Source organism: Pantoea sp. GCM10028869 (assembly GCF_042666835.1).
GTDB lineage: Bacteria > Pseudomonadota > Gammaproteobacteria > Enterobacterales > Enterobacteriaceae > Pantoea > Pantoea leporis.
Genome location: NZ_JBHTGO010000012.1, coordinates 18,590 through 43,713, shown reverse-complemented (window position 1 = coordinate 43,713; position 25,124 = coordinate 18,590). Strand labels below are relative to the sequence as shown.

Annotated in this window: 24 protein-coding genes; 13 read left to right on the top strand and 11 right to left on the bottom strand. The window is 54.3% G+C overall.

Annotated features, from left to right (window positions below; genetic code table 11):
* Position 1 precedes the first annotated feature (1 nt).
* Positions 2–2,830, bottom strand: coding sequence for an excinuclease ABC subunit UvrA (uvrA, locus tag ACFQW4_RS22050; protein ID WP_110868157.1), 2,829 nt, complete (start codon positions 2,828–2,830; stop codon positions 2–4).
* 222 nt (positions 2,831–3,052) lie between these two features.
* On the opposite strand from uvrA, the gene ssb1 reads away from it, so the two are divergent.
* Positions 3,053–3,607 carry a single-stranded DNA-binding protein SSB1 gene (ssb1, locus tag ACFQW4_RS22045; protein ID WP_192236001.1) on the top strand — a complete coding sequence of 185 codons (555 nt, stop codon included), beginning with the start codon at positions 3,053–3,055 and terminating at the stop codon, positions 3,605–3,607.
* Between the two features lie 72 nt (positions 3,608–3,679).
* Here ssb1 and ACFQW4_RS22040 read toward each other — a convergent pair whose 3' ends face one another.
* The 3 genes from ACFQW4_RS22040 to ACFQW4_RS22030 form a co-directional block, all read right to left on the bottom strand.
* A complete protein-coding gene (locus ACFQW4_RS22040; protein ID WP_350261422.1) occupies positions 3,680–4,141 on the bottom strand; it encodes an RES family NAD+ phosphorylase in 462 nt (153 codons plus the stop codon).
* Positions 4,138–4,581: an antitoxin Xre-like helix-turn-helix domain-containing protein gene (locus tag ACFQW4_RS22035; RefSeq protein WP_101763056.1), complete on the bottom strand. Its 444-nt coding sequence runs from the start codon at positions 4,579–4,581 to the stop codon at positions 4,138–4,140. Before ACFQW4_RS22035 ends, ACFQW4_RS22040 begins: the two co-directional genes overlap by 4 nt.
* A gap of 72 nt (positions 4,582–4,653) precedes the next feature.
* Positions 4,654–5,181 (bottom strand): isochorismatase family protein, encoded by a 528-nt coding sequence (locus tag ACFQW4_RS22030; RefSeq protein WP_271461123.1) that lies wholly within the window; start codon positions 5,179–5,181, stop codon positions 4,654–4,656.
* A gap of 121 nt (positions 5,182–5,302) precedes the next feature.
* On the opposite strand from ACFQW4_RS22030, the gene ACFQW4_RS22025 reads away from it, so the two are divergent.
* Positions 5,303–6,133: an AraC family transcriptional regulator gene (locus ACFQW4_RS22025; protein ID WP_101763054.1), complete on the top strand. Its 831-nt coding sequence runs from the start codon at positions 5,303–5,305 to the stop codon at positions 6,131–6,133.
* A gap of 72 nt (positions 6,134–6,205) precedes the next feature.
* Entirely contained in the window at positions 6,206–7,159 is a 954-nt protein-coding gene (locus tag ACFQW4_RS22020; RefSeq protein WP_377727612.1) for a DMT family transporter, read from the top strand.
* 934 nt (positions 7,160–8,093) lie between these two features.
* Here ACFQW4_RS22020 and ACFQW4_RS22015 read toward each other — a convergent pair.
* Complete coding sequence (locus ACFQW4_RS22015; protein WP_008109970.1) at positions 8,094–8,489, bottom strand: IS3 family transposase; 396 nt, start codon at positions 8,487–8,489, stop codon at positions 8,094–8,096.
* A 526-nt stretch (positions 8,490–9,015) separates the two neighbouring features.
* Between ACFQW4_RS22015 and ACFQW4_RS22010 the strand changes: the two genes are divergently transcribed.
* Both ACFQW4_RS22010 and ACFQW4_RS22005 read left to right on the top strand, forming a co-directional pair.
* Entirely contained in the window at positions 9,016–10,272 is a 1,257-nt protein-coding gene (locus ACFQW4_RS22010; RefSeq protein WP_101763052.1) for a polysaccharide biosynthesis C-terminal domain-containing protein, read from the top strand.
* Between the two features lie 8 nt (positions 10,273–10,280).
* Positions 10,281–11,231, top strand: coding sequence for an ATP-grasp fold amidoligase family protein (locus ACFQW4_RS22005; RefSeq protein ID WP_101763051.1), 951 nt, complete (start codon positions 10,281–10,283; stop codon positions 11,229–11,231).
* 55 nt (positions 11,232–11,286) lie between these two features.
* Here the strand turns inward: ACFQW4_RS22005 and ACFQW4_RS22000 are convergent, their stop codons facing one another.
* Positions 11,287–11,568 carry a YjcB family protein gene (locus ACFQW4_RS22000; RefSeq protein ID WP_008109973.1) on the bottom strand — a complete coding sequence of 94 codons (282 nt, stop codon included), beginning with the start codon at positions 11,566–11,568 and terminating at the stop codon, positions 11,287–11,289.
* A gap of 253 nt (positions 11,569–11,821) precedes the next feature.
* Positions 11,822–12,253, bottom strand: a complete 432-nt coding sequence (gene soxS, locus ACFQW4_RS21995; protein WP_036649992.1) for a superoxide response transcriptional regulator SoxS — start codon at positions 12,251–12,253, stop codon at positions 11,822–11,824.
* Between the two features lie 98 nt (positions 12,254–12,351).
* On the opposite strand from soxS, the gene soxR reads away from it, so the two are divergent.
* The 4 genes from soxR (at position 12,352) to ACFQW4_RS21975 (ending at position 16,934) form a co-directional block, all read left to right on the top strand.
* On the top strand, positions 12,352–12,828 hold the full coding sequence (gene soxR, locus ACFQW4_RS21990; protein WP_101763050.1) for a redox-sensitive transcriptional activator SoxR: 477 nt from the start codon (positions 12,352–12,354) through the stop codon (positions 12,826–12,828).
* A gap of 43 nt (positions 12,829–12,871) precedes the next feature.
* Positions 12,872–13,537, top strand: a complete 666-nt coding sequence (locus ACFQW4_RS21985; RefSeq protein WP_137384974.1) for a glutathione S-transferase family protein — start codon at positions 12,872–12,874, stop codon at positions 13,535–13,537.
* A gap of 258 nt (positions 13,538–13,795) precedes the next feature.
* Complete coding sequence (locus ACFQW4_RS21980; RefSeq protein WP_101763048.1) at positions 13,796–15,145, top strand: NCS2 family permease; 1,350 nt, start codon at positions 13,796–13,798, stop codon at positions 15,143–15,145.
* Between the two features lie 139 nt (positions 15,146–15,284).
* Entirely contained in the window at positions 15,285–16,934 is a 1,650-nt protein-coding gene (locus ACFQW4_RS21975) for a Na+/H+ antiporter (protein ID WP_101763047.1), read from the top strand.
* An 83-nt stretch (positions 16,935–17,017) separates the two neighbouring features.
* On the opposite strand, the gene ACFQW4_RS21970 is transcribed toward ACFQW4_RS21975, so the two are convergent.
* Positions 17,018–17,920, bottom strand: coding sequence for a LysR family transcriptional regulator (locus ACFQW4_RS21970; protein ID WP_377727603.1), 903 nt, complete (start codon positions 17,918–17,920; stop codon positions 17,018–17,020).
* 104 nt (positions 17,921–18,024) lie between these two features.
* Here ACFQW4_RS21970 and ACFQW4_RS21965 point away from each other — a divergent pair, with 104 nt between their 5' ends.
* The 4 genes from ACFQW4_RS21965 (at position 18,025) to ACFQW4_RS21950 (ending at position 20,448) form a co-directional block, all read left to right on the top strand.
* Complete coding sequence (locus tag ACFQW4_RS21965) at positions 18,025–18,447, top strand: CidA/LrgA family protein (RefSeq protein WP_008109984.1); 423 nt, start codon at positions 18,025–18,027, stop codon at positions 18,445–18,447.
* Positions 18,440–19,135, top strand: a complete 696-nt coding sequence (locus ACFQW4_RS21960; RefSeq protein ID WP_101763044.1) for an LrgB family protein — start codon at positions 18,440–18,442, stop codon at positions 19,133–19,135. Before ACFQW4_RS21965 ends, ACFQW4_RS21960 begins: the two co-directional genes overlap by 8 nt.
* A gap of 153 nt (positions 19,136–19,288) precedes the next feature.
* Positions 19,289–19,762, top strand: coding sequence for a YfaZ family outer membrane protein (locus tag ACFQW4_RS21955; protein ID WP_377727598.1), 474 nt, complete (start codon positions 19,289–19,291; stop codon positions 19,760–19,762).
* Positions 19,763–19,902: 140 nt separating this feature from the next.
* The gene (locus ACFQW4_RS21950; RefSeq protein ID WP_008109987.1) at positions 19,903–20,448 is read left to right on the top strand and encodes a YfaZ family outer membrane protein; all 546 of its coding nucleotides are present in this window, start codon (positions 19,903–19,905) and stop codon (positions 20,446–20,448) included.
* Positions 20,449–20,620: 172 nt separating this feature from the next.
* On the opposite strand, the gene actP is transcribed toward ACFQW4_RS21950, so the two are convergent.
* The 3 genes from actP to acs form a co-directional block, all read right to left on the bottom strand.
* Complete coding sequence (gene actP / locus ACFQW4_RS21945) at positions 20,621–22,273, bottom strand: cation/acetate symporter ActP (RefSeq protein WP_110868165.1); 1,653 nt, start codon at positions 22,271–22,273, stop codon at positions 20,621–20,623.
* On the bottom strand, positions 22,270–22,596 hold the full coding sequence (locus ACFQW4_RS21940; RefSeq protein WP_008109989.1) for a DUF485 domain-containing protein: 327 nt from the start codon (positions 22,594–22,596) through the stop codon (positions 22,270–22,272). The genes actP and ACFQW4_RS21940 overlap by 4 nt, the downstream gene beginning before the upstream one ends.
* 297 nt (positions 22,597–22,893) lie before the next feature.
* On the bottom strand, positions 22,894–24,849 hold the full coding sequence (acs, locus tag ACFQW4_RS21935; protein WP_271461117.1) for an acetate--CoA ligase: 1,956 nt from the start codon (positions 24,847–24,849) through the stop codon (positions 22,894–22,896).
* Between the last annotated feature and the right edge of the window lie 275 nt (positions 24,850–25,124).

Sequence of the window (25,124 nt, the reverse complement as noted above, 5' to 3'; positions counted from 1 at the left end):
TTTACTTCTTCAACATTGGCTTAAGGAAACGCGCCGTGTGTGATTTTTCACACTCCGCCACCGTTTCTGGCGTGCCGGACACCAGGATTTCACCGCCGCCGCTGCCGCCTTCCGGGCCGAGATCGACAATCCAGTCTGCGGTTTTCACCACGTCGAGGTTGTGCTCAATCACCACGATGGTGTTGCCCTGATCGCGCAGCTGATGCAGCACTTCCAGTAACTGCTGAATATCCGCAAAGTGCAGGCCGGTGGTTGGCTCATCGAGGATATAGAGCGTCTGGCCGGTGCCGCGTTTTGACAGCTCACGCGCCAGCTTGACGCGCTGCGCTTCACCACCAGAAAGCGTGGTAGCTGACTGGCCCAGACGGATATACGACAGGCCGACATCGACCAGCGTTTGCAGCTTACGCGCCAGCGCCGGCACCGCATCAAAAAATTCGCGGGCTTCTTCGATGGTCATATCCAGCACTTCGTGGATGCTCTTGCCTTTGTATTTAATCTCCAGCGTTTCGCGGTTATAGCGCTTGCCTTTGCACTGGTCGCACGGCACGTAGATGTCGGGCAGAAAGTGCATCTCTACCTTGATCACGCCGTCACCCTGACAGGCTTCGCAGCGTCCGCCGCGCACGTTGAAGCTGAAGCGCCCCGGATTGTAGCCGCGTGAACGCGCTTCCGGCACGCCGGCGAACAGTTCGCGCACCGGAGTGAAAATGCCGGTGTAGGTCGCGGGATTCGAACGCGGTGTGCGACCGATCGGGCTCTGATCGATATCGATCACTTTATCGAAATGCTCCAGACCGGCGATTTCACGATAAGGCGCGGCTTCGATGGTGGTCGCGCCGTTGAGCTGGCGCTGCGCAATCGGGAACAGCGTATCGTTGATCAGCGTCGATTTACCCGATCCGGACACGCCGGTGATGCAGGTAAATAAGCCGACCGGAATCGTCAGCGTGACATCTTTGAGGTTGTTACCGCGCGCACCGGTGAGTTTCAGCACTTTGGCTGGATCGCCTTTGACGCGCTCTTGGGGAATCGCAATCTCACGTTTGCCGCTAAGGAACTGGCCGGTCAGGGAATTTTCATTCGCCATGATCGCGTGCACATCACCTTCGGCAACCACCTGACCACCGTGCACGCCCGCGCCCGGACCGATATCGATCACATGGTCAGCGGCACGAATCGCATCCTCATCGTGCTCCACCACAATCACTGTGTTACCGAGATCGCGCAGGTGAATCAGCGTGCCAAGCAGGCGTTCGTTGTCGCGCTGGTGAAGGCCGATTGAGGGTTCATCCAGCACGTACATCACGCCGACCAAACCGGCACCAATCTGGCTGGCCAAACGAATACGCTGCGCTTCACCGCCGGAGAGCGTTTCCGCCGAGCGTGACATCGACAGGTAATTCAGGCCGACGTTCACCAGGAAGCTCAGGCGATCGCCAATCTCCTTCAGGATTTTTTCCGCAATCTGCGCACGCTGGCCGCTCAGCTTCATGTTGGCGAAGAAATCCATCGCATGACCGATGCTCATTTCTGAGATGGTCGGCAGGTTGGTGTCTTCAACAAAAACATGACGCGCTTCACGACGCAGACGCGTACCTTCACAGCTGGCGCAGGCACGGTTGCTGATAAATTTCGCCAGCTCTTCGCGCACCGCGTTGGATTCCGTCTCTTTATAACGGCGCTCCATGTTGTGCAGCACGCCTTCAAACGGATGGCGGCGCACTGAGGTGTCACCGCGATCGTTGATGTATTTGAATTCGATATTCTCTTTGCCGGAACCGTACAGAATCACTTCGCGCGCTTTGTCGCTCAGGCTGTTAAACGGAGCTTCAACATCGAATTGCAGATGCTCTGCCAGCGAGCGCAGCATCTGGAAGTAGTAGAAGTTACGGCGATCCCAGCCGCGGATGGCGCCTCCGGCCAGCGACAGCTCGGGGTTCTGCACCACTCGATCGGGATCAAAATATTGCTGCACGCCCAGGCCATCGCAGGTCGGGCAGGCGCCAGCCGGGTTGTTGAACGAGAACAGGCGCGGTTCGAGTTCACGCATGCTGTAGCCACAGATTGGGCAGGCAAAGTTGGCCGAGAATAGCATTTCTTCGGCGCTGGGATCGTCCATATCGGCGACGATCGCGGTGCCACCGCTCAGTTCCAGCGTGGTCTCAAAGGATTCGGCCAGGCGCGTTGCCAGATCCTCGCGCACGCGGAAGCGGTCAATCACCACTTCAATGGTGTGCTTCTTCTGTAACTCCAGCTTCGGTGGATCCGACAGATCGCACACTTCACCATCGATACGCGCACGGATATAGCCCTGCGCAGCGAGGTTTTCCAGCGTTTTGGTGTGTTCGCCTTTGCGATCTTTCACCACCGGTGCCAGCAGCATCAGACGGCGGCCTTCTTCCTGCGACAGCACCTGATCGACCATCTGACTCACGGTTTGCGCTGCCAGAGGAACGTCATGATCCGGACAGCGCGGTTCACCCACGCGCGCGAACAGCAGGCGCAGGTAGTCGTGAATTTCGGTAATGGTGCCGACAGTGGAACGCGGGTTATGCGAAGTCGATTTCTGCTCAATGGAGATGGCGGGCGAAAGACCTTCAATATGGTCAACGTCCGGTTTCTCCATTAATGAAAGAAACTGGCGCGCATAGGCCGAAAGCGACTCGACATAGCGACGCTGGCCTTCCGCATACAGCGTATCAAACGCCAGCGAAGACTTACCGGAACCTGACAGACCGGTGACCACAATGAGCTTATCGCGAGGGATGATCAGGTTGATGTTCTTCAAATTATGGGTGCGAGCACCGCGGACTTCGATCTTATCCATTCACCTTTCCCGGATTGAACAACACTCGCCATGCCTTGCCAGCACGACCAGCAGAAACGGTCCATTATGGCACAAAAAATAAACTGAATAAATATCCAGTGTTTTTGCTATTCTGTCCGCCGATAAATTTTGGAATCCCGCTCTAAAGTGGGCACACGCCAATGTGACGTGATACAATTTTTCGCTTAGACTTTTAGCATCAACTCATCGGGAGACAGCAACATGGCCAGTCGTGGCGTAAACAAAGTGATTCTAGTCGGGAATCTGGGTCAGGATCCGGAAGTGCGCTACATGCCAAATGGTGGCGCGGTAGCCAACATTACGCTGGCCACGTCAGAAAGCTGGCGCGATAAGACAACCGGTGAAAACAAAGAGATCACGGAATGGCACCGCGTTGTGCTGTTCGGCAAGCTGGCGGAAGTGGCTGGCGAATACCTGCGTAAAGGTTCTCAGGTTTACATCGAAGGTCAGCTGCGTACCCGCAAATGGACCGATCAGGCCGGCCAGGATAAATACACCACTGAAGTGGTGGTTAACGTTGGCGGCACCATGCAGATGCTGGGCGGACGTCAGCAGGGCGCGAACGCAGGTGGCGCACCGGCGGGCGGCCAGGGCGGCGGCAATAATAACGGTTGGGGCCAGCCACAGCAGCCACAACAGCAGCCGCAGGGCGGTGGCAACCAGTTCAGCGGCGGTGCGCAGCAGCGTCCACAGCAGCAGAGCGCGCCTGCTAACAACGAACCGCCAATGGATTTTGACGACGATATTCCGTTCTAAAAATACAGAATGTAGTATCTGTTTAGAGCCCCGCAATGCGGGGCTTTTTATTGTTCAAAAAAGATATTTTTATTATTTAATCAATCGCTTATCGAATGAAAACGGCAGCTTTTTTATGCTCGACAGATAATCCTCAAATACCGTATGTTCCGGATTCAATATCGCATTATTTTCCATCGGAATAATGCTTGAGGGAATAATCAACGCTGCATCTTCCCCCGATTGAAGCCAACCTGTACCCAAATCCATAGTCGAAACCGGAGCCGGATCCTGTCGCCAATCGGTTGGCAAAAATGCTTCTCCAATATAGGAGACTTCATCGTCAGGAATCTCGATGCTGAATAAAGTGTAATCATCCAAAATCGACTCGTTCGAAACGTGCACCAGCACTTCAAGCGCAGCAAGTGAAACCGAGGTTGCGACATAAATGGTTGCGTGGCCTTTGTGATTCCAGCGGCCACCGTACTGTTTCGCACCGTTGCCGGTCCAGGCTTCAGAAGCGTATAGCGTTTTGGTTAGCCGATAGAAAATCACGAGAAGACACCATGCTCCAAACGGCCAATCAAATCGAGCACATCCAGTGCGCCGCTTTCAGTTGCTAGCAATGTAATAGGGGCAATGTTACCTAATCCTTTGACCGGCCGGCTTAACCATTGCGTAGCATCTTCTTTATTACCACCAAACAATTGAACGGCTGCATCCATCACTCGGACGAAGCGGGCTATGCGTTCGCTCTCATCGGGTGACAAGCTTTTACCTGCGCTTTTACGGCGGGCAATATTTCGCTCATTGATGCCAGTGACCTTCATAATTTCGGCTCTACTCATTGCCGACCAATGACGAATGTCATCAATCACCGCGACCGGCAAGCCCGCCTCAAGCATGCGAGTTAGCTCCAATCCGCGTGGGGGTAAGCCAGCAAAGCGCCAAAGTGCATTGTCATGTGATTTGCCATCAGGAATGTAGGCTCTCATAAAATTCTCCAGGTCTGACAAATGTCATACTCTATTATTGACACTTGTCAGAAGTTTTCAATAGCAGAACCTCTAATGCGGTCGCCATTCCCGCAATAACGCTTCCGTCTCACGTACCAGCACCGGGTTGCCCGGCATAATCAAATCGGCCCACACTTCGTTGTGCTGATTAATTTGCTGTTGTGCGGAAACATAGGTGCGGTCGGCGGTGGTATGCGCATCGGCGGCGACGGTGATGTGATAGCCGAGGCTGGCGCCGACTTTGATGGTGGTATCGACACAGTAATCGGTCGCGCAGCCGCAAATAACGAAGCTTTTAATACTGCGTTGGTCGAGCTGAGCGGCGAGATCGGTTTGCCAGAAACTGTCGCAGGCGGTTTTATTGACAAAGATGGCGTTGGCCGGCTGCTGCAACTCGGGCACGATGGCCCAGCCTGCTGAATTGACCTCTAAACCTGGGCCAACGTGCTGGATGAAGATCACCTGATCGGCCGCAGCGGTTAACTGATTGATCCGCTCGCAGCGTCCGGCACGATCAAAACGCGGCGATGCCAGCACGCCGTTTTGCATATCCACTACCACAACTACACGATTAGCCATTTTGATCTCCTGTTAAGTCTTGTCAGTGTCCGGTGAACTCGCAACGAGGTAAAGCAAATCCGCTTTGCATTTATCGCCACTGCCGCGCATGCTTATAAGCGATTTTTCCCGGAGGTGTGTCGTGAAGGTGGTTCCTGAAATCTTTCCTTGTGAGCAAGATCGTGCGCAGTTTCAGCATTTTGCTGAGCTGCCGGGCATCGAGCTGTATCAGGCGCACATCTCCCGCTACGCTTTTGAACCGCATACCCATGAAGCCTTTGGCATCGGCACTATCGAATCCGGCGCCCAGCGCTTTCGCTATCGCGGAGCCAGTTACACCGCGCCGCAGCATTCGCTGGTGATGATGAATCCTGACGAGCTGCACACCGGTGAATCTGCCTGCGACGAAGGCTGGCGTTATCGCATGATCTATATCGATCCGCAGGAGATGGATCGTCTGACCGGCGATCGTCATTGGTGGTTCACCGATGCTCTGCGCACCGATGCGCGTCTGGCGCAGCCGTTTTCTCAATTGCTGGCGCAGATGTGGCAGGCGGAAACCCCGCTGGAGCGTGAAAGCATTTTGCTCGAACTGCTGGAGTTAATGCGTCCGCTGGCGCGTCAGGGACAGCAGCGACCTGTCGAAGGTGCACATCGCTTTGATGCGGTAAGAGACTATTTGCGTGAAAATCTCGCCGAACCGGTGCGCCTCGAAGAACTTGCGGCGCTGGCATCACTGTCGCCGTGGCATTTCCTGCGCAGTTTTAAACAACACTTCCACGTCACGCCGCATCAAATGCTGATGGCTTTTCGTCTGTTCGCAGCAAAACAGCAGCTGGCACGCGGCGACAGTGCGGCAACCGTCGCGGCATCGGTTGGTCTTACCGATCAGGCTCATCTCACCCGCGCCTTCGCGCATCGCTACGGCATCACGCCGGGCCGCTATCAAAAACAAGTGTTCCCTTCACGCTAACCGCAATCTGCTACAAGCCTTTAGCCCCCGCCTGCGTCACACTGCAGCGGAATGCATATAAAGGAAGAGTTTATGTTTGCTGGAATACTGTTTGCGCTGGCGGCGGGACTGATGTGGGGATTGATCTTTGTGGGCCCGCTGTTAATACCGGATTATCCCGGCACCTTGCAATCGGCCGGGCGCTACGTCGCCTTTGGTTTGGTGGTGTTGCCGCTCGCCTGGCTGGATCGCCGTCGTTTGCGTCAGCTGGCGCGCAAAGACTGGATTGAAGCGCTGAAGCTGTCGCTGATTGGCAATTTGCTCTATTACGCGTTTCTCGCCAGCGCGATTCAACGCACCGGCGCGCCCATTTCTACCATGATTATCGGCACCTTGCCGGTGGTGATTACTGTGACGGCCAATCTCTGTTATGGCCATCTTGAAGGGCGCTTGCCGTGGCGTAAACTGACGCCGGCGTTGCTGATTATTGCTGTGGGCCTGGCTTGCGTGAATGCCGCCGAACTCCAGACGCAAGGCCCCGATTTTGATTGGTCGCGCTATCTCACCGGTTTAGGGTTAGCGGTTCTGGCGGTGGCATGCTGGACATGGTATCCGCTGCGTAATGGTTTATGGTTACGTGCGCATCCCCAGCACAAGCCATCCAGCTGGGCGACGGCACAAGGTTTGGTGACGCTGCCGCTGGCAATAGTGTTCTATCTATTAGTCTGCGTGCAGCTTCACTGGCAGCAACCTGCATTTGCGCTGCCATTCGGGACGCAGCCGCAACGCTTTCTATTATTGATGTTAGGTATCGGGCTGATTTGCTCATGGTTGGGCACGCTCTGCTGGAATGCGGCCAGCCAACGCGTGCCGACGGTGATCATGGGGCCGCTGATTGTGTTCGAAACCTTAGCCGGTTTGCTGTGGACATTCCTGTGGCGACAAAGCTGGCCGCCGCTGCTAACCGCGCTTGGCATTGGTTGTTTGATTATTGGCGTGATCTACGCGATGCGTATTAAACCCCAGCCGCACATCACTGCGGTATAGGTCATCAAAATCAGCGCTGCTGAAAAATCATTTCGGCAGCGTACTACGCTGTATTTTAAGAATTTGACTAACCCTTTTCACTCGCCTCTTCGCCCATTCAGGCGCTCATCTGGCCATCGATATAACATTTTGGCTAATTGCAGCCCTCTTTTTAGCGCTGATTTGTCATAAAAAGTCATACCGTTTCATCCGGCGCATGAGTGTTTAACCGTATTAAGGCTTCCTGAACCTTCACGAATCTCCGATCTTCCTGGCTATCGCAGGCCCTAAAGCGGAAAAAACCGACGCATTAACGCGCAAAAACATGCATCTAACCTACCTTTTATTGCCATTTGGCACTGAAGATTGGCACTTGAAAACCACTTTTTGCTTAAGGGAATCGTGAGATGTTAAGAAAGATTCCATTAACCTTTGGCAAAAAACCATTAAGCGTAGCGATGAATAGGGTGCAGGAATTTAACTTATTTCCCGCTTTTTGGCCGTTATTGTTTAGGGCAGGTAACCTTTGTTATCAGGATTATTCCTGGCAACAGAAGAGGGAATTATGGTCTACGCGCGTCAAACGATTGACGACTCGATCTCAGAACAGATCCAGATGAAAACAGAGGTTGTGTGTGAGCGGTTACACGCGGTTGTTCATTAATGCTTAACAGAACTATCCGCATTCAGGACTGATGATTAATGTTGGTAAAGTAATAATCGAAGCGCCAATCTCATCGAAATGAGATTGGACTTCGTTAGAATGGCTTGAATAGAGAGACTTTTGCTGATGTGAATCTATTTTACCGCAAAAAAGGAAGCAATTCCGCGATGGTATTCATCAGGAAAAATTGGTGCGAATTGTTATGTTGTGAACGCCGTATTAAATGATCTTCATATCTTCTGGTAAGAACAAATCTCAGCATTAGGTCAAATAACATCGGCCTTAATGGTATTAGCGATTATCTGTACCTGCAGGATAATGATAAACGCTACGGCTAATATCCAGTAAACGGCAGCTACGACGGGTACCTATGTCGAATGTCGTTTGCAGAAAGTTAACCGCCTGACGCTTTTCATTGGTGGTGAAGAAGTTTTTCAATACGCTTTGCAGCATCTCTTTATCGGAACTCAGTGATTGCAGCTCACGCGTGAGGTTAAGTAGCTGATCTTCCAGCTCCTTGATTTTTCTACCTTCTTCGGAAGAGAGCCCAGAAAACTTCTTCTTCCAGCTATAGAAAGTGGCCTCGGAAATGCCAAGCTCCTCACAAATCTCCCTGACTTTCACTCCCGTTTCAGAAGCTTTAATGGCATTTGTGATTTGCTCTTCGCTATATCGTGACTTTCTCATAAATGCTATTACCTTTCTTATCAATTAGTGGATGAGAATTACTGTATTAATATCTGGCACTGCAAAAACACTATTAATGCAGTATTAAAGTGCGCGATTTGAATTGCGAGGGTTAAATTAAGATATTTAGAAGAAATATCATCATGGGATAAATCTTATTTTATTCCGAATGGCATTGAACGCCTTCCTGGCTTTAGGTTTTTGATATAAATTCTCTCCATCCCAAATGCAGAAAAATACTACATTCATTGGAAAATCGGCATAAACCACTTGCAGAAATGTCAGGGTATGCCTGTAAACTTTTGCTTAGAATTTAGGCTGAAATCGTTTACATCCACCGAGTTTCGCACCGGATATAATCGGAATTTTCCTGAATATAATTCCTAATTGCTGACGCGAGTCTCATTTTTCGGACCAGTTTGGTTTGAAGTTAATAAATTAAGTCAGGCCCACTGAGCGCTTGTTAATTCATTTCAAGGACGTTGTACCGAAAGTTGTTGTAGTTCGTAATACTAAGGATCAGTCAATGAAATTGAGCGTAATGTCGAATGCCGCCTGGATGATGTCTGAAAAGATCGTCTCCGTGTTCGGCGTCATATTTGTGACCTCCTACGTGGCAAAATCCTTTGGTCCAACCATCTTTGGCCAAATGGCGTTTTCGACCTCACTGTTTTCCATGGTGCAGACCGTGGCGATTTTCGGTACGGAAACCATTCTGTTTAAACGTATCAGTAAGAGTGCACCGAAAGGGCTCCGCCTGATGACCGTAGCGCGCAACATGCGCATGGTTTTACTGTTGCTCACATCGCTGCCCGTCTTGATTTGGGTCTGGTACAACATGCAGGAAAACTTCCTCGCTTTTGCACTGGCCTCGTTTATCTCTTCGGTTTTCGTGACGCAGGACACCTTCAGTGTCTACAACAATGCGCGCTTAGCGTCGCGGCTGAATACCATCGCCAACTCAGTCGGATTGCTGCTGGGCTTTAGCTTAAGTTTCGCCATTGCCTGGCTGCACCTCAATCCGCTATGGCTGACCGTTTCGATTGTCGCCGTCACGTTGGTGCCGTACGTCATTAAGCGTTTTAACTTTTATCGCGAAAATCAGGATGTGGCGCCGCCGCAGGATAAGCGCAACACCTATCTGCGCTACTTGCTGTACGCCGGATTGCCGCTGGCCATCTCCAGCATCTTTATCTCGGTGCAGGTGAAAGCGGCACAGATGTTCCTGGCAGGCATCGCCTCAGCGCGCGATCTTGGGTTGTTCGCCGCCGCCAATACCATTTCGGCCTCCTGGATTTTTATCCCGGTCGCCATCATCACTTCCTGCTTTTCGGAAATCTTCCGTGAGCGTGGAGAAACCGCCATCAAGCTGACAGCACGGCTTAATGGTTATGTCATGGGTGTTTCATTGTTGTTGTTAGCGGTGATCGCGATGTACGGCGAAAAAATCATCATCGCTTTATATGGTCACGAGTACACACAGTCAGGAAGTCTCATTACGTTGTTGTCGTTAGCAACCTGCTTTTCGGCGATGGGGACCGTGGCGTATCGCTACATGGTCAAAGAAGGCGGGTTTAATTATCTGTTGAAGAAAATCGTTTGCCTGATGGTCATCAGCTTGCCGCTGTCGTGGTGGCTGATCCAGAGCTACGGCATCATGGGTGCCGCATGGAGCGTTTTCATCTCAGAATTGCTGTCTCTTACCGTAATGAATTACTTCTTCAAAAACGGCGTCATCCAAAAAATCCAGGTTTCCTCACTCAACTACAAAACCTACAAATGAGGTCAGATATGCTCAAGTTGAAAGATGAACTCAGAAGAAGCGTTCAGTACTTCATCAAGAAGATGCCCTGGGCATACCAGGATCGTATCTACTATTTTCACAAGTTCCGCAAATTGCCTAATCTGCGCGAGCCGAAAGTGTTTAACGAGAAGGTGCTGTATCGCAAATTCATCCATGGCGATTATCAGATTTATGGTCGTCTGTCGGACAAATATTCGGTGCGTGAATATATCGCCGAGAAAGTGGGCAGCGAATACCTGATCCCGCTGGTTTACGAGACCAGCGATCCCAGCTCATTGCACACGCTGCCGAGCTGGAAAAATACCGTTATCAAGCCGAATCACGCCTCCAACATGGTGGAGATCCTGCTGGAAGAGCCGGATGCGTTGAAGAAGCAGCAGATTATCAACGATTGCCATCGCTGGTTGAAGACCGATTTCGCCAACGAAGCGCGCGAGATTCACTATCGCTACATCAAGCCACGCATTCTGGTGGAGCAGTACATTGGCGATGGTAAATCGGCACCGATTGACTACAAGTTCCATATGTTCAACAAGCGCGACGGTAGCTTTGAGTATGTGCTGCAGGTGATCTACAACCGCTGCAATCCGCTGTTGTCGATGAACTTCTACGTCAACAACCTCAACGAGGCGTATCACAAAATTCGTGATACCGGCCTGGACGTGACGCCGCAAATGGCCTCGTTGCAGCACGCGTTGGCGCTGAGTAAAAAGCTGGCGAGCGATTTCGATTATGTGCGCGTGGATTGGTACATCGATAACGAGCAGATCTACTTCGGCGAATTAACCTTCACGCCGGGCGCGGGTTTGGTGACCGGTCTGGATCGCGGGCTAAATCAAATGATGGGTGATATGTGGATTCAGGATCGCCGCGGTACGAAGATACCGGGCATCACGGTGGCGGAAGTGACCATTCCGGCCGTATTGAAGAAAATTTAGAATCACACAGCAAAATAAAAAACCCCGCTTCGGCGGGGTTTTTTATTGGCTGCGATTAAGGCATTGGCCAATCGGTTGGCGTCTGGCTCATCACTTCGATAAAGGCGTTTTTGGAGATTTCCATAAAGTTATGCAGATTCTCCATGCTCAGCGTGATACCGAGCAGGCCGGTCACAAACCAGCAGGACATGCCAACGCCGATGCCACCGCACAGCAGCGCCATCACGTGGTGACTGTTCTGACGCAGTCGAATTTTCATGGTGCTGGCGAAGAACATCATTACCGCACTCAGGAGTTCCCAGCGCATTACAATCAAACTGGTGGTTAGGGTGGCCATCTGCAAAAACCTCTTAGAATCAGTGATATCCCCGACATTCAATCGACATCACTGGCGGCTGAGAAGGAAGGTCAGGGAAGTCCTTCTGGCCGTCTTACTGAAGACAGGAAAGTGTGACTTGGCTCACATTATATCACTCGATTTTAAATTTTGAACAAAATTTATACCGGGTCAGGTAGAAAGATTTTTATCGAACTGAGGAAAAAACAGGCAGGCAAAGCGAGGTGCGCCCGCAAGGGGCGCGCAGAAAGGGTTAGCTAACCGGGCAGCACTCGCCGGTGGTACGCTGGGCAAAACTAGTCATGTTGTTGTCTGCACAGTCAAAACTGAGCAAGCGCGGACGCTGAATCATCGCCTGGCGACGCATGGTATGACGATAAGCGGTTGGCGTTTGCGAGAACTGACGGCGGAACACGCGCGAGAACGTCTGCTGCGAATCGTAACCGTATTGCATCGCGATATCGAACACCGGACGCTGGGTTTGGCGCAGCGCTTCAGCGGCCAGGGTCAGACGACGTTCGCGAATATAGCCACCCAGCGTTTGTTTCGTGACGGCACGGAACATACGCTGCAGATGCCATTTTGAGTAACCTGATTTTGCCGCGACTTCATCAATTGACAGCGCTTTATCCAGATTCTGATCGATCCAGTTGGACAGCGAATGAATGATTTCCTGTTGCATCATAGCCTCATCCTTCTGATGTTTTTTGCCTGGTAAGAAATTCGAAGTTTTGCTGGGGTGCGAGTATAATTCCTCAAGTTAACTTGAGGTAAAGGCCCTAAATGAAAAAAGAACGCAATTACCCGAAGCCGGTTTTGACGCCGGGTGAAGTGGCGAAGCGCAGCGGCGTGGCGGTGTCTGCGCTGCACTTCTATGAGACCAAAGGATTGATCTGTAGCTCGCGCAACGGCGGCAACCAACGTCGCTACAGCCGTGACGTGCTGCGTCGCGTTGCCATCATCAAAATTGCACAACGCATTGGCATTCCGCTGGCGACGGTGAGCGACAGCCTGACGCATGTCCCGGCTAATAAACGGATGTCGACACAAGAGTGGGACGCGCTGACGCAGCACTGGCGCGAGGAGCTGGATAAACGCATCGAAACCCTCACGCGCTTGCGTAACGATCTTGATGGCTGCATTGGCTGCGGCTGTTTATCGATGCGCGATTGCCCGCTGCGCAATCCCGGTGACCGGCTGGGCGAGCAAGGTTCGGGCGCGGTGTTACTCGATCCGGAACAGGACGAGCAAAAACGCTGATCGACTATACTTGGCGGAACACTTTTACCGGCAAGGAAACCGTATGATCACCGTTCACCATCTGGAAAATTCCCGCTCGCATCGCGTGTTATGGCTTCTGGAAGAGCTTGCGGTGCCTTACCAAATCAAACGCTATCAGCGTGAAAACAGCCTGCTGGCACCCGATTCCTTAAAGAAAGTGCATCCGCTGGGCAAATCCCCGGTGATTACCGACGGCAATCGCGTGATTGCCGAGTCAGGCGCAATTCTCGAATACCTGCAACTGAAGTACGACAGCGAGCATCAGCTGACGTTGAGTCATGAAGATGAGCAGATTCAGGCGCGTTACTGGCTGCATTACGCTGAAGGTTCGCTGATGCCATTGCTGGTAATGAAACTGGTGTTTGCGCAGTTTGGCAAAAAGCCGGTGCCGTGGCTGCTGCGTCCGGCCGGCATCGCCCTGAGCAAAGGGATTCAGAAAGCCTGGCTGAATAAACAGCTGGCTCTACATGGTCGGGTAATTGAAGAGCATCTCACGCAGCATGCGTTTTTTGCCGGTTCACGTTTTAGCATCGCCGATGTGCAGATGAGCTTCCCGCTGCTGGCGCTGCAACTGCGTGGTTCCCTACGCGATACGCCCGCCACCGCCCGCTGGCTGGAAACCATGCAGCAGCGCGCGGCCTGGCAACGGGCGATCCAGCAGGGCGGCGCGATTGAGTTAAGCCGCTGAGTTCAGCCAGGCCGCCATAATTGGCGGCCCTGCGGGGTCAGTTGCCTGGATTTATCCTGTCATACCCGTGATTAAGAGTTGAAAACCCCAGGGCAAACGCCAGATAATCGTTTGCCTTTTTTCCGCGTCCCCCTTTACGGCCTGGAATACGCGGCGACGTAAACGTTTGCCTGGATTTTCATCATGAAAAACCGCCATCAGGGAACGGCAAACGTGGCCGCGCGGCGACTCACATCACAAAAAAATTGAGGAAGAATTATGTCTGGCGAATCGCGCCCGGCCAGTGGAAAACTGGACGCCTGGTTCAATATCTCTGCACGCGGCAGCAGCGTGCGTCAGGAAGTATTGGCGGGTCTGACAACGTTTCTGGCGATGGTGTACTCCGTCATCGTGGTGCCCGGCATGCTGGGCAAAGCGGGCTTCTCGCCAACGGCGGTGTTCGTCGCTACCTGTCTGGTCGCCAGTTTTGGATCGATCATCATGGGTTTGTGGGCCAATCTGCCGATGGCGATTGGTTGCGCCATCTCGCTGACCGCCTTCACCGCGTTCAGCCTGGTGCTCGGCCAGCACATTAGCGTGCCGGTGGCGCTTGGTGCGGTGTTCCTGATGGGCTTGCTGTTCACGCTGATTTCGGTTACCGGCATCCGCGCATGGATTCTGCGCAATTTACCGATGGGCGTGGCGCATGGCACCGGCGTAGGTATCGGCTTGTTCCTGCTGCTAATCGCCGCTGACGGCATTGGTTTAGTGGTGAAAAATCCGGCTCCGGGCTTGCCGGTGGCGTTGGGTCAATTCGCTTCGTTCCCGGTGATCATGTCGCTGGTGGGACTGGCGGCGATTTTTGGTCTGGAAAAACGCCGCGTGCCGGGCGGCATTCTGCTGACCATCATCGCCATCTCGATTCTCGGCCTGATTTTCGATCCGGCGGTGACCTATCAAGGTCTGTTTGCCATGCCGAGCCTGAAGGATGCTAACGGGCAATCAGCGATGTTTAGCCTCGATATCATGGGTGCGCTGCAACCGGTGGTGTTGCCAAGCGTGCTGGCGCTGGTGATGACCGCCGTCTTTGATGCCACCGGTACCATCCGCGCGGTCGCGGGGCAGGCCAATCTGCTGGATAAAGAGGGGCAGATCATCAACGGCGGTCGTGCGTTAACCACCGATTCCGTCAGCAGCCTGTTCGCCGGCTTGGTCGGCGCTTCGCCAGCTGCGGTCTATATCGAATCGGCGGCGGGCACGGCGGCGGGTGGTAAAACCGGTCTGACGGCGATTGTGGTGGGTTTGCTGTTCCTGGTGATCCTGTTCATGTCGCCGCTGGCCTATCTGGTTCCGGCTTACGCGACCGCGCCGGCGCTGATGTACGTTGGCTTGCTGATGCTGAGTAACGTGGCAAAAATCGACTTCAACGATTTCGTTGATGCGATGTCCGGCTTGCTGACCGCCGTGTTCATCGTGCTGACCTGCAACATCGTCACCGGCATCATGCTCGGCTTCGCTTCACTGGTGATTGGACGCCTGTTTGCCGGTGAGTGGCGCAAGCTGAACGTGGGCACCGTGGTGATTGCTGTCGCGCTGGTCGCGTTCTATGCCGGTGGCTGGGCCATCTGACCTGAAAGTTGAATAATTCCAGGATTATTCGCTTTCTGCATCACGCCGCACATCGGGTTGCTCCGCTGTGCGGCGTTTTGTTTTACACTTTCCCACGCAACAACATCGCTTTAATGAAATTGATTCGCCTAAGGAAAGCATGGAAATCTTCTTTACTATTCTCATCATGACGCTGGTGGTTTCACTCTCCAGCGTGGCGGCACGTATTCTGCCGTTTCAAATTCCCCTGCCGCTGGTGCAAATTGCCGCCGGTGCACTGCTTGCATTTCCCGTCTTCGGCCTGCATGTCGATTTTGATCCGGAACTGTTCCTCGTGCTGTTCATTCCGCCGCTGCTGTTTGCGGATGGCTGGAAAACGCCGATAAACGAGTTCCTGCATCACGGTCGCGAAATCATGGGGCTGGCGCTGGTTCTGGTGCTGATCACGGTGGTCGGGATTGGCTACCTGATCTACTGGCTGGTGCCAGGGATTCCGCTGATTCCCGCCTTCGCGCTGGCGGCGGTGCTTTCGCCAACCGATGCCGTGGCGCTGTCCGGCATTGTCGGTGAAGGACGCATCCCGAAAAAAATTATGTCGATTGTGCAGGGCGAAGCCCTGATGAACGACGCGTCGGGCCTGGTATCGCTGAAGTTTGCCGTCGCGGTGGCGATGGGCACCATGGTGTTTACGTGGGGCGGCGCCAGCGTTGAGTTTCTCAAAGTGGCGGTCGGCGGTTTGGTCGCTGGTGTGGCGATATGCTGGCTGTATGGCCGCTCGCTGCGTCTGCTGAGCCGCTGGAGCGGGGATGACCCGGCAACACAGACCGTGCTGCTGCTGCTGTTACCGTTCGCCTCGTACCTGATTGCGGAACACCTTGGCGTGTCGGGCATTCTCGCCGCCGTCGCCGCCGGTATGACCATTACGCGTTCCGGCATTATCCGCCAGGCACCGCTGGCGATGCGTCTGCGCGCGAACAGCGTTTGGCAGATGCTGGAGTTCGTGTTCAACGGCATGGTGTTCCTGATGCTCGGCCTGCAGCTGCCCGACATCCTTTCCACCTCGATTGCGCAGGCGCAAGCCGATCCTAACGTGGAACTGTGGATGCTGTTTACCGATGTTCTGTTGGTGTACGCCGCGCTGATGGTGGTGCGTTTCGGGTGGTTGTGGATCATGAAGCGCACCAGCATGCGTCTGCTGAAGAAGAAGCCGCTGGAGTTTACCAATTACTCGCTGCGTGAATTGCTGATTGCCTCTTTTGCCGGCGTGCGCGGTGCCATTACCTTGGCCGGTGTGCTGTCGATTCCGCTGTTCCTGAGCAACGGCGATCCGTTCCCGGCGCGCTATGAGTTGGTGTTCATCGCTACCGGCGTGATTCTGGTGTCGCTGCTGGTTGGCGTGGTGCTGCTGCCGATTCTGCTGCGCGACGTAGAAAGCATCGATAAGGTCGGCCATCGTCGTGAGATTCAGTTTGCGCGTGCCGCGATGGCGGGTGTGGCGATTGAGAGCCTGCATAAAATGGAGCAGCGTCTTGAGAGCGACACCGAAGAGAACATCGATCCTGAGCTGCTGAAAGAGGTCAGCCTGCGCGTGATTGGTAATCTGCGTCGTCGTGCGGAGGGGAAAAACGATATCGAGCAGGCGCAATTTGCCGAAAATCTCGAGCGTCGTTTCCGCCTCAATGCGCTGCGCGCCGAGCGCGCCGAGGTCTATCATCTGCGCGCCACGCAGGAGATCTCCAACGAGACAATGCAGAAACTGCTGCACGATCTTGATCTGCTGGAAGCGCTGCTGATTGAGAAAGAGGAATAGAGGCAAGCCATATTGTTCATCGGTAGCGGCGCAATTCATTGCGCAATAAATTGCGCCGCTACATTAATGTGCTGCAGTTGTTTTCACACCGACAGCCGTGGCGCACTATCCGGCCAGTGTTCACGGCAACATTCAATCCACGCCTCGGCGCTGCGCGACAGATAACTGCCTTCCCGCCAAATCAACCCCAAACTCCACTGCAGCTCCGATTCCAGTGGCAGCCACAGCAGCGACTGCTTATCCAGCCGCTGACAAATGGGCTCCGGCAGAATCGCCAGTCCCATGCCCGCCTGCACCATCGCGGCGAGAAAATCCCACTGCGCGCTGCGCAGCGCAATAGTTGGCGTCAGGTTCTGGCGTTGAAACGCTTTACGAATCTGGCGATTCAAGGCGAACTCTTCATTGAGGATCAGCAGCGGATGTTCGGCTAACTCGGCCAAACCGACTTTACGGTGATCGCGCCATTGTTCACTGCGCGGCAGCAGCACGCACAGCGGATGGTGCATCAACTCCAGCGTATTGAGCGGCAGTTCGGATTCGATCGGCAGTGCGGTGAGGGCGATATCCAGCGCGCCACTCAGCACCGCTTGCTGCGCCGTCAGTCCGCCGAACTCGGATATTTTCAGCTGTACGCCAGGATAACGGCGGCGAAAGGCGGAGATTGAACCGGCCATCTGCATGCCGACCATCGGTGGAATACCCAGCCGCAGCTTGCCGGTTTTCAGCTGGTTGATATCGCCCAACTGCGCTTCAAGCTGGTGGAACTCTTGCAGAATCACCAGTCCGCGCTGGTAAACCGCCTGACCGCTATCCGTTAGATGCAGTTTGCGGCCCTCGCGCAGCAGTAAGGTGCAGCCGAGCTCCTCTTCCAGCTGGCGCAGCATTTTGCTGATGGTCGGCTGTGTCACGAACAGCTTCTCAGCGGCGCGGGTGAAGCTTTGCTGGCGCACCACTTCAGTGAAGTAGCGCAGGGCGCGCACATCCATAAACATTCCTTTTTGGCATAGTTTGAATAATTTTAATTCATTTCTTTCACAGTTTGCGGCGGATTTATACTGGTCACCTCACTTCTTCATCCAGGTAACAAGCAATGATGGCATTAAGTCCGCGCAGAACGGATCTCCTGCAACGTACGTTTGTTCCGCTGCAGCTGGTGCTGTATGTCGGTTTGTTTATTTTCAGCGACAGGCTGGTGAGCTGGCTGCATCTGCCGCTGCCCGCCAACGTGGTGGGCATGGTGCTGCTGCTGGTGTTGATCATGACGCGCATCGTGCCGCTGCGCTGGGTGAAAGCTGGCGCCAACTGGCTGCTGGCAGAAATGCTGCTGTTCTTTATTCCGGCGGTGGTGGCGGTAGTGAACTACAGCGATTTGCTGCGCAGTGAAGGCTGGCGCATCTGCGTGGTGATCGGCGTCAGTACCTTGCTGGTGCTGGCTTCGACGTCACTGGTGGTTGATCGTTTATATCGCTTCGAACTGGCGCGCGCCGCACGCAAGCAGGCGCATCATGAATGATCTGCTGATTAGTCTGCTGTGTCTGGCGTTCACGCTGCTGGTCTACTACCTCAACAAAATTCTTTATCGCCGCTGGCGCACGCTGCTGTTGATGCCGCTGGTATTGACGCCGCTGGTGCTGGTGGCGCTGTTGCTGCTCACTCACGTCAGTTGGAAAAATTACATCGCTGAAAGCCACTGGCTGATTTGGCTGCTTGGCCCGGCGACGCTGGCATTTGCCGTGCCGGTGTATGAGAACCTTGAGATCATCAAGCGTCACTGGCTGTCGCTGAGCGTGGGCGTGCTGACGGCCACGCTGGTGGCAGTATGCAGTTCGGTGTGGCTGGCGCGCTGGCTGACGTTACCGGAAACCATTCAGCGCAGCCTGGCGGTACGCTCAATCACCACGCCGTTTGCGCTGGCAGCCGCGCAGCCGATTGGCGGCCAGCCGGATCTGGTGGCGCTGTTTGTGGTGATCACCGGTGTGTTTGGTATGGCGGTGGGCGACGTGCTGTTTCTGCGTCTCGCCATCAAGCAGGGCGTGGCTAAAGGCGCCGGTTTTGGTGCTGCATCACATGGCGCAGGCACCGCGCGCGCGTATCAACTCGGCCAGCAGGAAGGCGTGGTGTCGAGCCTGGTAATGATGCTGTCTGGCGTCGTCACCGTCATTCTCGCGCCGCTGTTAAGCCACTTACTGTGGGTATCGTAATCCGCTGGTTTTGAGTCATTGCTCATACAGCAGCCCGATCGCTTTGCTTATTGTTTGCCCGCTTAAACGATAAGGAAGCGAAAAATGAAAAGTCAGTATTTTGCAATGGGGCTCCTGTTGGCCTCCGCTGGGGTAACTGCTCAGGAAATCGGCGTGAAGGGGGGCAGTGATTTCTTTGCGGCCGCCATCAACAGCCAAAAAACCGCGCCAGGCCTGCAATATGGCGTGGAATACGTGAATGCCAAACATCAGTCAGAATTGCTGGACGCCAATCTGGGTTACGGCGTGGCTGTAGGCGCAATGCGCATTGTGCCGCGCATCGGTTTGTTCTGGGCTGAATTGAACCACGATAAAACGTCCAGCTACGGCGTTAACGCGGGTATACGCGCGATGGCTCCACTGCCACAAGCGCGCCATACCTGGCTCTATCTCGATTTCAGCATGGCGCCTAACTTTAGCACCTATAAGCTGGATCATCTGCATCAGTTTGAGGCCGGAGTTTACTACCAACCGGCCCACTGGTTAACGCTGAGTTCCGGTTACCGCTATCTCGGCAGTGGCTTGCACGAATATAAAACCCATCGTGCGATTGATGGTCTTTTTATCGGCGCAGCCTGGCGCTTCTAATCTGAAAAGTGGCCTTTTAGGGCCACTTTTTTCCCCGCCGTAATCCATTTTTACGTAAAGCTTTCCAAATAATGTTGTCTCTCGTCGCCAGGCTGGTACCCTTGCCGCCGAATTAATTGTCCTTCATGGAGTGGAATCACATGTTAAAGCAACTTGTTACTGGAAGCGTTTTGGGTCTGGCACTGCTGAGCAGCGGCGCACAGGCAATTGAGGGCAGTGTTGACGTGGGTGAGCATAGCACCAACCTGAACCTTGGCCTCGGCACCACTTCACCGGGCCTGTTCCTGAAAGGCAACTGGCTGCGCAGCGATCACGATGGCAGCACCTACGGTGCGGGCCTCGGCTATAACATCGACGTGGGTGATTTCCGCATTGCGCCTACCGCGAAAGCGCTGTTCACCCATCCGGAAGATGGTCGTGATGGCTTCACCGTGGCAGTCGGTGGCGCAGCGCAATACAGCTTCAACAGTATGTGGGGCCTGTACGGCGAATATTACTATGCGCCAGAAGCGTTCTCCGATCGTCTGGATAGCTACCAGGAAGCCTCAGGTGGCCTGAGCTTCACGCCGATTTCGCTGCTGAACCTGCGTGTGGGTTATCAGTACATTGAGCTGAACAACAAAGGTAGCCGTAAAGATAACGTGCTGGTCGATGGCCCGTATGTTGGCGCATCACTGCGTTTCTAATTGTTTAAATTAGAATGAAAAATGGCGGCCCAATGGGTCGCCATTTTTGTTTGGGTGCGGTCTGTCCCTCATCCCGGCCTTCTCCCGCAAGCGGGAGAAGGAGAAAACGCGCCGATCGGTTCCCTCTCCCATCTATGGGAGAGGGTTAGGGTGAGGGGAAGCCAGCACGGACTTAATGCGATTTCCCCTGCGAAATCCCAATCCCCGTCTGTGAGCGAATAAACTGCCCACGGAAGCGGGCACGTTCCTGGGCACCGCGTGCAGAATGGTCGGTAATTGAGAACAGCCAGATACCGATAAATGCCGCCAGCATTGAGAACAGCGCCGGATACTCATACGGATAGATCGGTTTCTCATGCCCGAGCACCTGCACCCAAATCGTCGGGCCAAGGATCATCAGCAGTACCGCAGTAACGAGTCCCAGCCAACCGCCCACCATCGCGCCGCGCGTGGTCAGTTTTGACCAGTACATCGACAGCAGAATAATCGGGAAGTTACAGCTGGCAGCAATCGAGAACGCCAAACCGACCATAAAGGCAATGTTCTGTTTCTCAAACAGAATCCCCAGCGCAATCGCCACCACACCTAACACCAGCACGGTGATCTTCGAGATGCGCAGTTCATCGCGTTCCGTCGCTTTACCTTCACGGATCACGCTGGCATAGAGATCGTGTGAAACTGCCGACGCGCCCGCCAGCGTCAGACCTGCCACCACCGCCAGAATGGTGGCGAAGGCCACGGCCGAGATAAAGCCGAGGAACAGGCTGCCGCCGACCGCGTTCGCCAGATGCACCGCTGCCATGTTGGTGCCGCCGAGCAGCGCGCCGCTGGCGTCTTTAAAGGCTGGATTCGATCCCACCAGCAAAATCGCGCCGAAGCCAATAATAAAGGTCAGGAAGTAGAAGTAGCCCATAAAGCCGGTGGCCCAGAACACGCTTTTACGTGCTTCACGCGCATCGGCCACGGTGAAGAAACGCATCAGAATATGCGGCAAACCGGCGGTACCGAACATCAAGCCGAGACCCAATGACAACGCCGAGATGGGATCTTTCACCAGCCCGCCCGGCTGCATAATCGCCGCGCCTTTCGGGTGCACCGCCATCGCTTCGGTGAACAGCGTATTGAAGCTGAAGCCGGTGGCTTTCATCACCATAATCGCCATAAAGCTGGCACCAAACAGCAGCAGCACCGCTTTGATGATCTGCACCCAGGTGGTCGCCAGCATGCCGCCGAACAGCACGTACAGCACCATCAGAATCCCGACCATCACTACCGCGATATGGTAATCGAGGCCGAACAGCAGCTGGATCAGCTTACCGGCACCCACCATCTGCGCGATCAGATACAGCGCCACCACCACCAGCGAGCCGCAGGCTGACAGCGTACGAATCGGTTTCTGCGCGAGGCGATAGGAGGCGACATCGGCGAAGGTATAGCGTCCAAGGTTACGCAGACGTTCGGCGATCAAAAACAGGATCATCGGCCAGCCGACGAGGAAGCCGAGCGAGTAGATCAGCCCGTCGTAACCCGAGGTGTAAACCAGCGCAGAAATACCGAGGAAAGAGGCGGCGGACATAAAGTCACCGGCGATGGCGAGGCCATTCTGGAAACCGGTGATATTGCCGCCTGCAGTGTAGTAATCGCTGCGCGAGCGGGTGCGTTTCGAGGCCCAATAGGTAATGCCGAGCGTCGCCGCGACAAACACCACGAACATGATGATGGCTTCATAGTTGGTGGCTTGCCGTTGCACCGCGCCGGTAATGGCATCGGCGGCAAACACGCTGGCGGGCACGATGGCTAAAAATACCGAAAGCAGGCGCTTCATGATTTCACCTCGCTCAGGATCTGTTTGGTCAGACGATCAAACTCGCCGTTGGCGCGCCACACGTAGACGCCCGTCAGCACGAATGACATCACAATTAAACCGACACCAATCGGAATGCCGCGCGTAACGTTAGTGCCCGCGTGCAGCGGCGTACCGAGCCAGGCGGGCGCAAAAGCGATCAGCAGAATAAAGCCGATATAGAGCACCAGCATGATCACGCTGAGCAGCAGCGCAAACGCCTGGCGCTTGTGCACCAGTTCATGAAAGCGCGGATTATTCTCGACTTGTTGCCAGACTGCTTCCTGTTCAGGGGTTTCGTTCATCACATTTTCTCCAGAGGCAAGGCAGACAGATATCTCACGATAAAGTGATTTAACTGGCTGAATATTCTAGTTATATATACCCTTCATACTTCAAGCTGCAGGTGCGTTGGCTGCGTATGCTCATCCCCGTCACTGACTTCAGTAAGCGCCTGGAATTCTCATTCTTGCCGCCTTCCTGCAGCTCGAATTATTTTGGGTATGGGTTGTGCGATGGTGAAAAGCCTACGGCGTAAGGTAAAGGTGACGGAGAGGAACCTGCCGGGGACAGGCTGACACGCTCCGTCGGGTCAATGCCGGTTACGGCATGGTGATGGACTGTTTCTCCTCCAGCAATTTCTCTACCACGCCCGGATCGGCCAGCGTAGAGGTATCGCCGAGATTGCTGGTATCGCCCGTAGCGATTTTGCGCAGAATGCGACGCATAATCTTGCCGGAGCGGGTTTTTGGCAGCGAGTCGGTCCAGTGCAGTACATCCGGCGTGGCAATTGGGCCAATCTCTTTACGCACCCAGTTACGCACTTCGGTATACAGCTCTGGCGACGGCTCTTCGCCGTGGTTAAGCGTGATATACGCATAGATTGCCTGGCCTTTGATGCTGTGCGGAATGCCCACCACCGCCGCTTCGGCAATCTTCGGATGCGACACCAGCGCCGATTCAATCTCGGCGGTGCCGAGACGGTGGCCGGAGACGTTCAGCACGTCATCGACGCGGCCGGTGATCCAGTAATAACCCTCTTCATCACGGCGCGCGCCGTCACCGCTGAAGTAGCGATTTTTGAAGGTGGAGAAGTAGGTCTGTTCGAAACGATCGTGATCGCCATACAGCGTACGCGCCTGGCCTGGCCAGGAATCGACAATCACCAGGTTTCCTTCGGTGGCACCCTCGAGCGGATTGCCTTCGTTATCCACCAGCGCTGGCTGCACACCAAAGAACGGTTTAGTGGCGGAACCGGCTTTCAGTTCGGTCGCGCCCGGCAGCGGCGTGATCATGAAGCCGCCGGTTTCGGTTTGCCACCAGGTATCGACGATCGGGCAACGGCTGTCGCCAATCTTCTTGTAGTACCACTCCCAGGCTTCCGGGTTGATCGGTTCACCCACCGAACCCATGATGCGCAGGCTGCTGCGATCGGTGCCTTCAATCGCTTTATCGCCTTCGGCCATCAGCGCGCGAATTGCGGTTGGCGCGGTATACAGCAGCGTCACCTTATGTTTATCCACCACTTCCGCCATGCGGCTTGGTTTTGGCCAGTTCGGCACGCCTTCAAACATCAGCGTGGTCGCGCCGCACGCCAGCGGGCCGTAAATCAGATAGCTGTGGCCGGTGATCCAGCCGACATCGGCGGTACACCAGTAAACATCATCAGGATGATAATCAAACACATACTTAAAGGTGCTGGCGGCATACACCAGATAACCGCCGGTGGTGTGCAGCACGCCTTTCGGCTTGCCGGTGGAACCGGAGGTATAAAGGATAAACAGCGGATGTTCGGCATCAACGGCGACCGGTTCATGCTGATCGCTGGCCTTCGCCACCAGATCGTGCCACCACAGATCGCGGCCTTCACGCCAGCCGGTATCTTTACCGGTGCGCTTAAACACCACCACATTTTTCACCGTGGTGACGTTTGGATTGTTCAGGGCATCATCAACGTTTTTCTTCAGCGGGATACTGCGTCCGGCGCGTACGCCTTCATCGGCGGTAATAATCAGTTTGGCGTTGGAATCGACCACGCGCCCGGCGACGGCTTCCGGTGAGAAGCCACCGAAAATCACCGAGTGCACCGCGCCAATGCGCGCACAGGCCAGCATCGCAACGGCGGCTTCAGGCACCATCGGCATGTAGATCGCCACCACGTCGCCTTTCTTCACGCCCAGGCTGTCGAGCACATTGGCAAAGCGGCAGACGTCCGCATGCAATTCGCGGAAAGTAATGGTTTTGCTTTCGCTGGCGTCGTCGCCTTCCCAGATGATGGCGGGATGGTCGCCACGCGTGGCGAGATGGCGATCGAGGCAGTTCGCGGCGAGGTTCAGTGCGCCATCTTCATACCAGCGAATCGAAATATTGCCGGGGGCAAAGGAGGTATTTTTCACTTTGCTGTAAGGCTTAATCCAGTCGAGGATTTTGCCTTGCTCACCCCAAAAGGTGTCGGGATCGTCAACCGATTGTTGATACAGCGCCGCATACTGATCGGCATTAATGAGAGCATTCGCTGCAATGGCAGCGGGTACGGGATGCTTGTGTATTTGGCTCATGGCTGACCTCCTTGAAGATGTTAATCATATGTCAATCAATGGTTAATTGAAGACTACGACAGGGCTTTGTTTCTGTTTTGTAGTCTGGATCACGACCTTTTATCACTGCCAAATCCCCGGCGAACGGCGGGCAAAAACGCCGCGCCAGCAGCGTGATCTTCTGCCTTAAGCCTACAAGATCGCTGCCTCTGTTGTGCAAATAATCAGCAAACGCGCCGGGCCGCTTTTTGCGCAATATTGCATAGCTATGCTGAAACTTATCGAATTAACACTTT

Coding starts and splice junctions, on each gene's coding strand:
- ACFQW4_RS21985 (WP_137384974.1), top strand. CDS start 12,872: ATGATCACCGTTCACCATCTGGAAAATTCCCGCTCGCATCGCGTGTTA.
- soxR (WP_101763050.1), top strand. CDS start 12,352: ATGAAAAAAGAACGCAATTACCCGAAGCCGGTTTTGACGCCGGGTGAA.
- ACFQW4_RS22035 (WP_101763056.1), bottom strand. CDS start 4,581: ATGAGAGCCTACATTCCTGATGGCAAATCACATGACAATGCACTTTGG.
- ACFQW4_RS21950 (WP_008109987.1), top strand. CDS start 19,903: ATGTTAAAGCAACTTGTTACTGGAAGCGTTTTGGGTCTGGCACTGCTG.
- soxS (WP_036649992.1), bottom strand. CDS start 12,253: ATGATGCAACAGGAAATCATTCATTCGCTGTCCAACTGGATCGATCAG.
- ACFQW4_RS22000 (WP_008109973.1), bottom strand. CDS start 11,568: ATGGCCACCCTAACCACCAGTTTGATTGTAATGCGCTGGGAACTCCTG.
- ACFQW4_RS22030 (WP_271461123.1), bottom strand. CDS start 5,181: ATGGCTAATCGTGTAGTTGTGGTAGTGGATATGCAAAACGGCGTGCTG.
- ACFQW4_RS21975 (WP_101763047.1), top strand. CDS start 15,285: ATGGAAATCTTCTTTACTATTCTCATCATGACGCTGGTGGTTTCACTC.
- ACFQW4_RS21965 (WP_008109984.1), top strand. CDS start 18,025: ATGATGGCATTAAGTCCGCGCAGAACGGATCTCCTGCAACGTACGTTT.
- acs (WP_271461117.1), bottom strand. CDS start 24,849: ATGAGCCAAATACACAAGCATCCCGTACCCGCTGCCATTGCAGCGAAT.
- ACFQW4_RS21980 (WP_101763048.1), top strand. CDS start 13,796: ATGTCTGGCGAATCGCGCCCGGCCAGTGGAAAACTGGACGCCTGGTTC.
- ACFQW4_RS22020 (WP_377727612.1), top strand. CDS start 6,206: ATGTTTGCTGGAATACTGTTTGCGCTGGCGGCGGGACTGATGTGGGGA.
- uvrA (WP_110868157.1), bottom strand. CDS start 2,830: ATGGATAAGATCGAAGTCCGCGGTGCTCGCACCCATAATTTGAAGAAC.
- ACFQW4_RS21970 (WP_377727603.1), bottom strand. CDS start 17,920: ATGGATGTGCGCGCCCTGCGCTACTTCACTGAAGTGGTGCGCCAGCAA.
- ACFQW4_RS22010 (WP_101763052.1), top strand. CDS start 9,016: ATGAAATTGAGCGTAATGTCGAATGCCGCCTGGATGATGTCTGAAAAG.
- ACFQW4_RS21940 (WP_008109989.1), bottom strand. CDS start 22,596: ATGAACGAAACCCCTGAACAGGAAGCAGTCTGGCAACAAGTCGAGAAT.
- actP (WP_110868165.1), bottom strand. CDS start 22,273: ATGAAGCGCCTGCTTTCGGTATTTTTAGCCATCGTGCCCGCCAGCGTG.
- ssb1 (WP_192236001.1), top strand. CDS start 3,053: ATGGCCAGTCGTGGCGTAAACAAAGTGATTCTAGTCGGGAATCTGGGT.
- ACFQW4_RS21960 (WP_101763044.1), top strand. CDS start 18,440: ATGAATGATCTGCTGATTAGTCTGCTGTGTCTGGCGTTCACGCTGCTG.
- ACFQW4_RS22005 (WP_101763051.1), top strand. CDS start 10,281: ATGCTCAAGTTGAAAGATGAACTCAGAAGAAGCGTTCAGTACTTCATC.
- ACFQW4_RS22015 (WP_008109970.1), bottom strand. CDS start 8,489: ATGAGAAAGTCACGATATAGCGAAGAGCAAATCACAAATGCCATTAAA.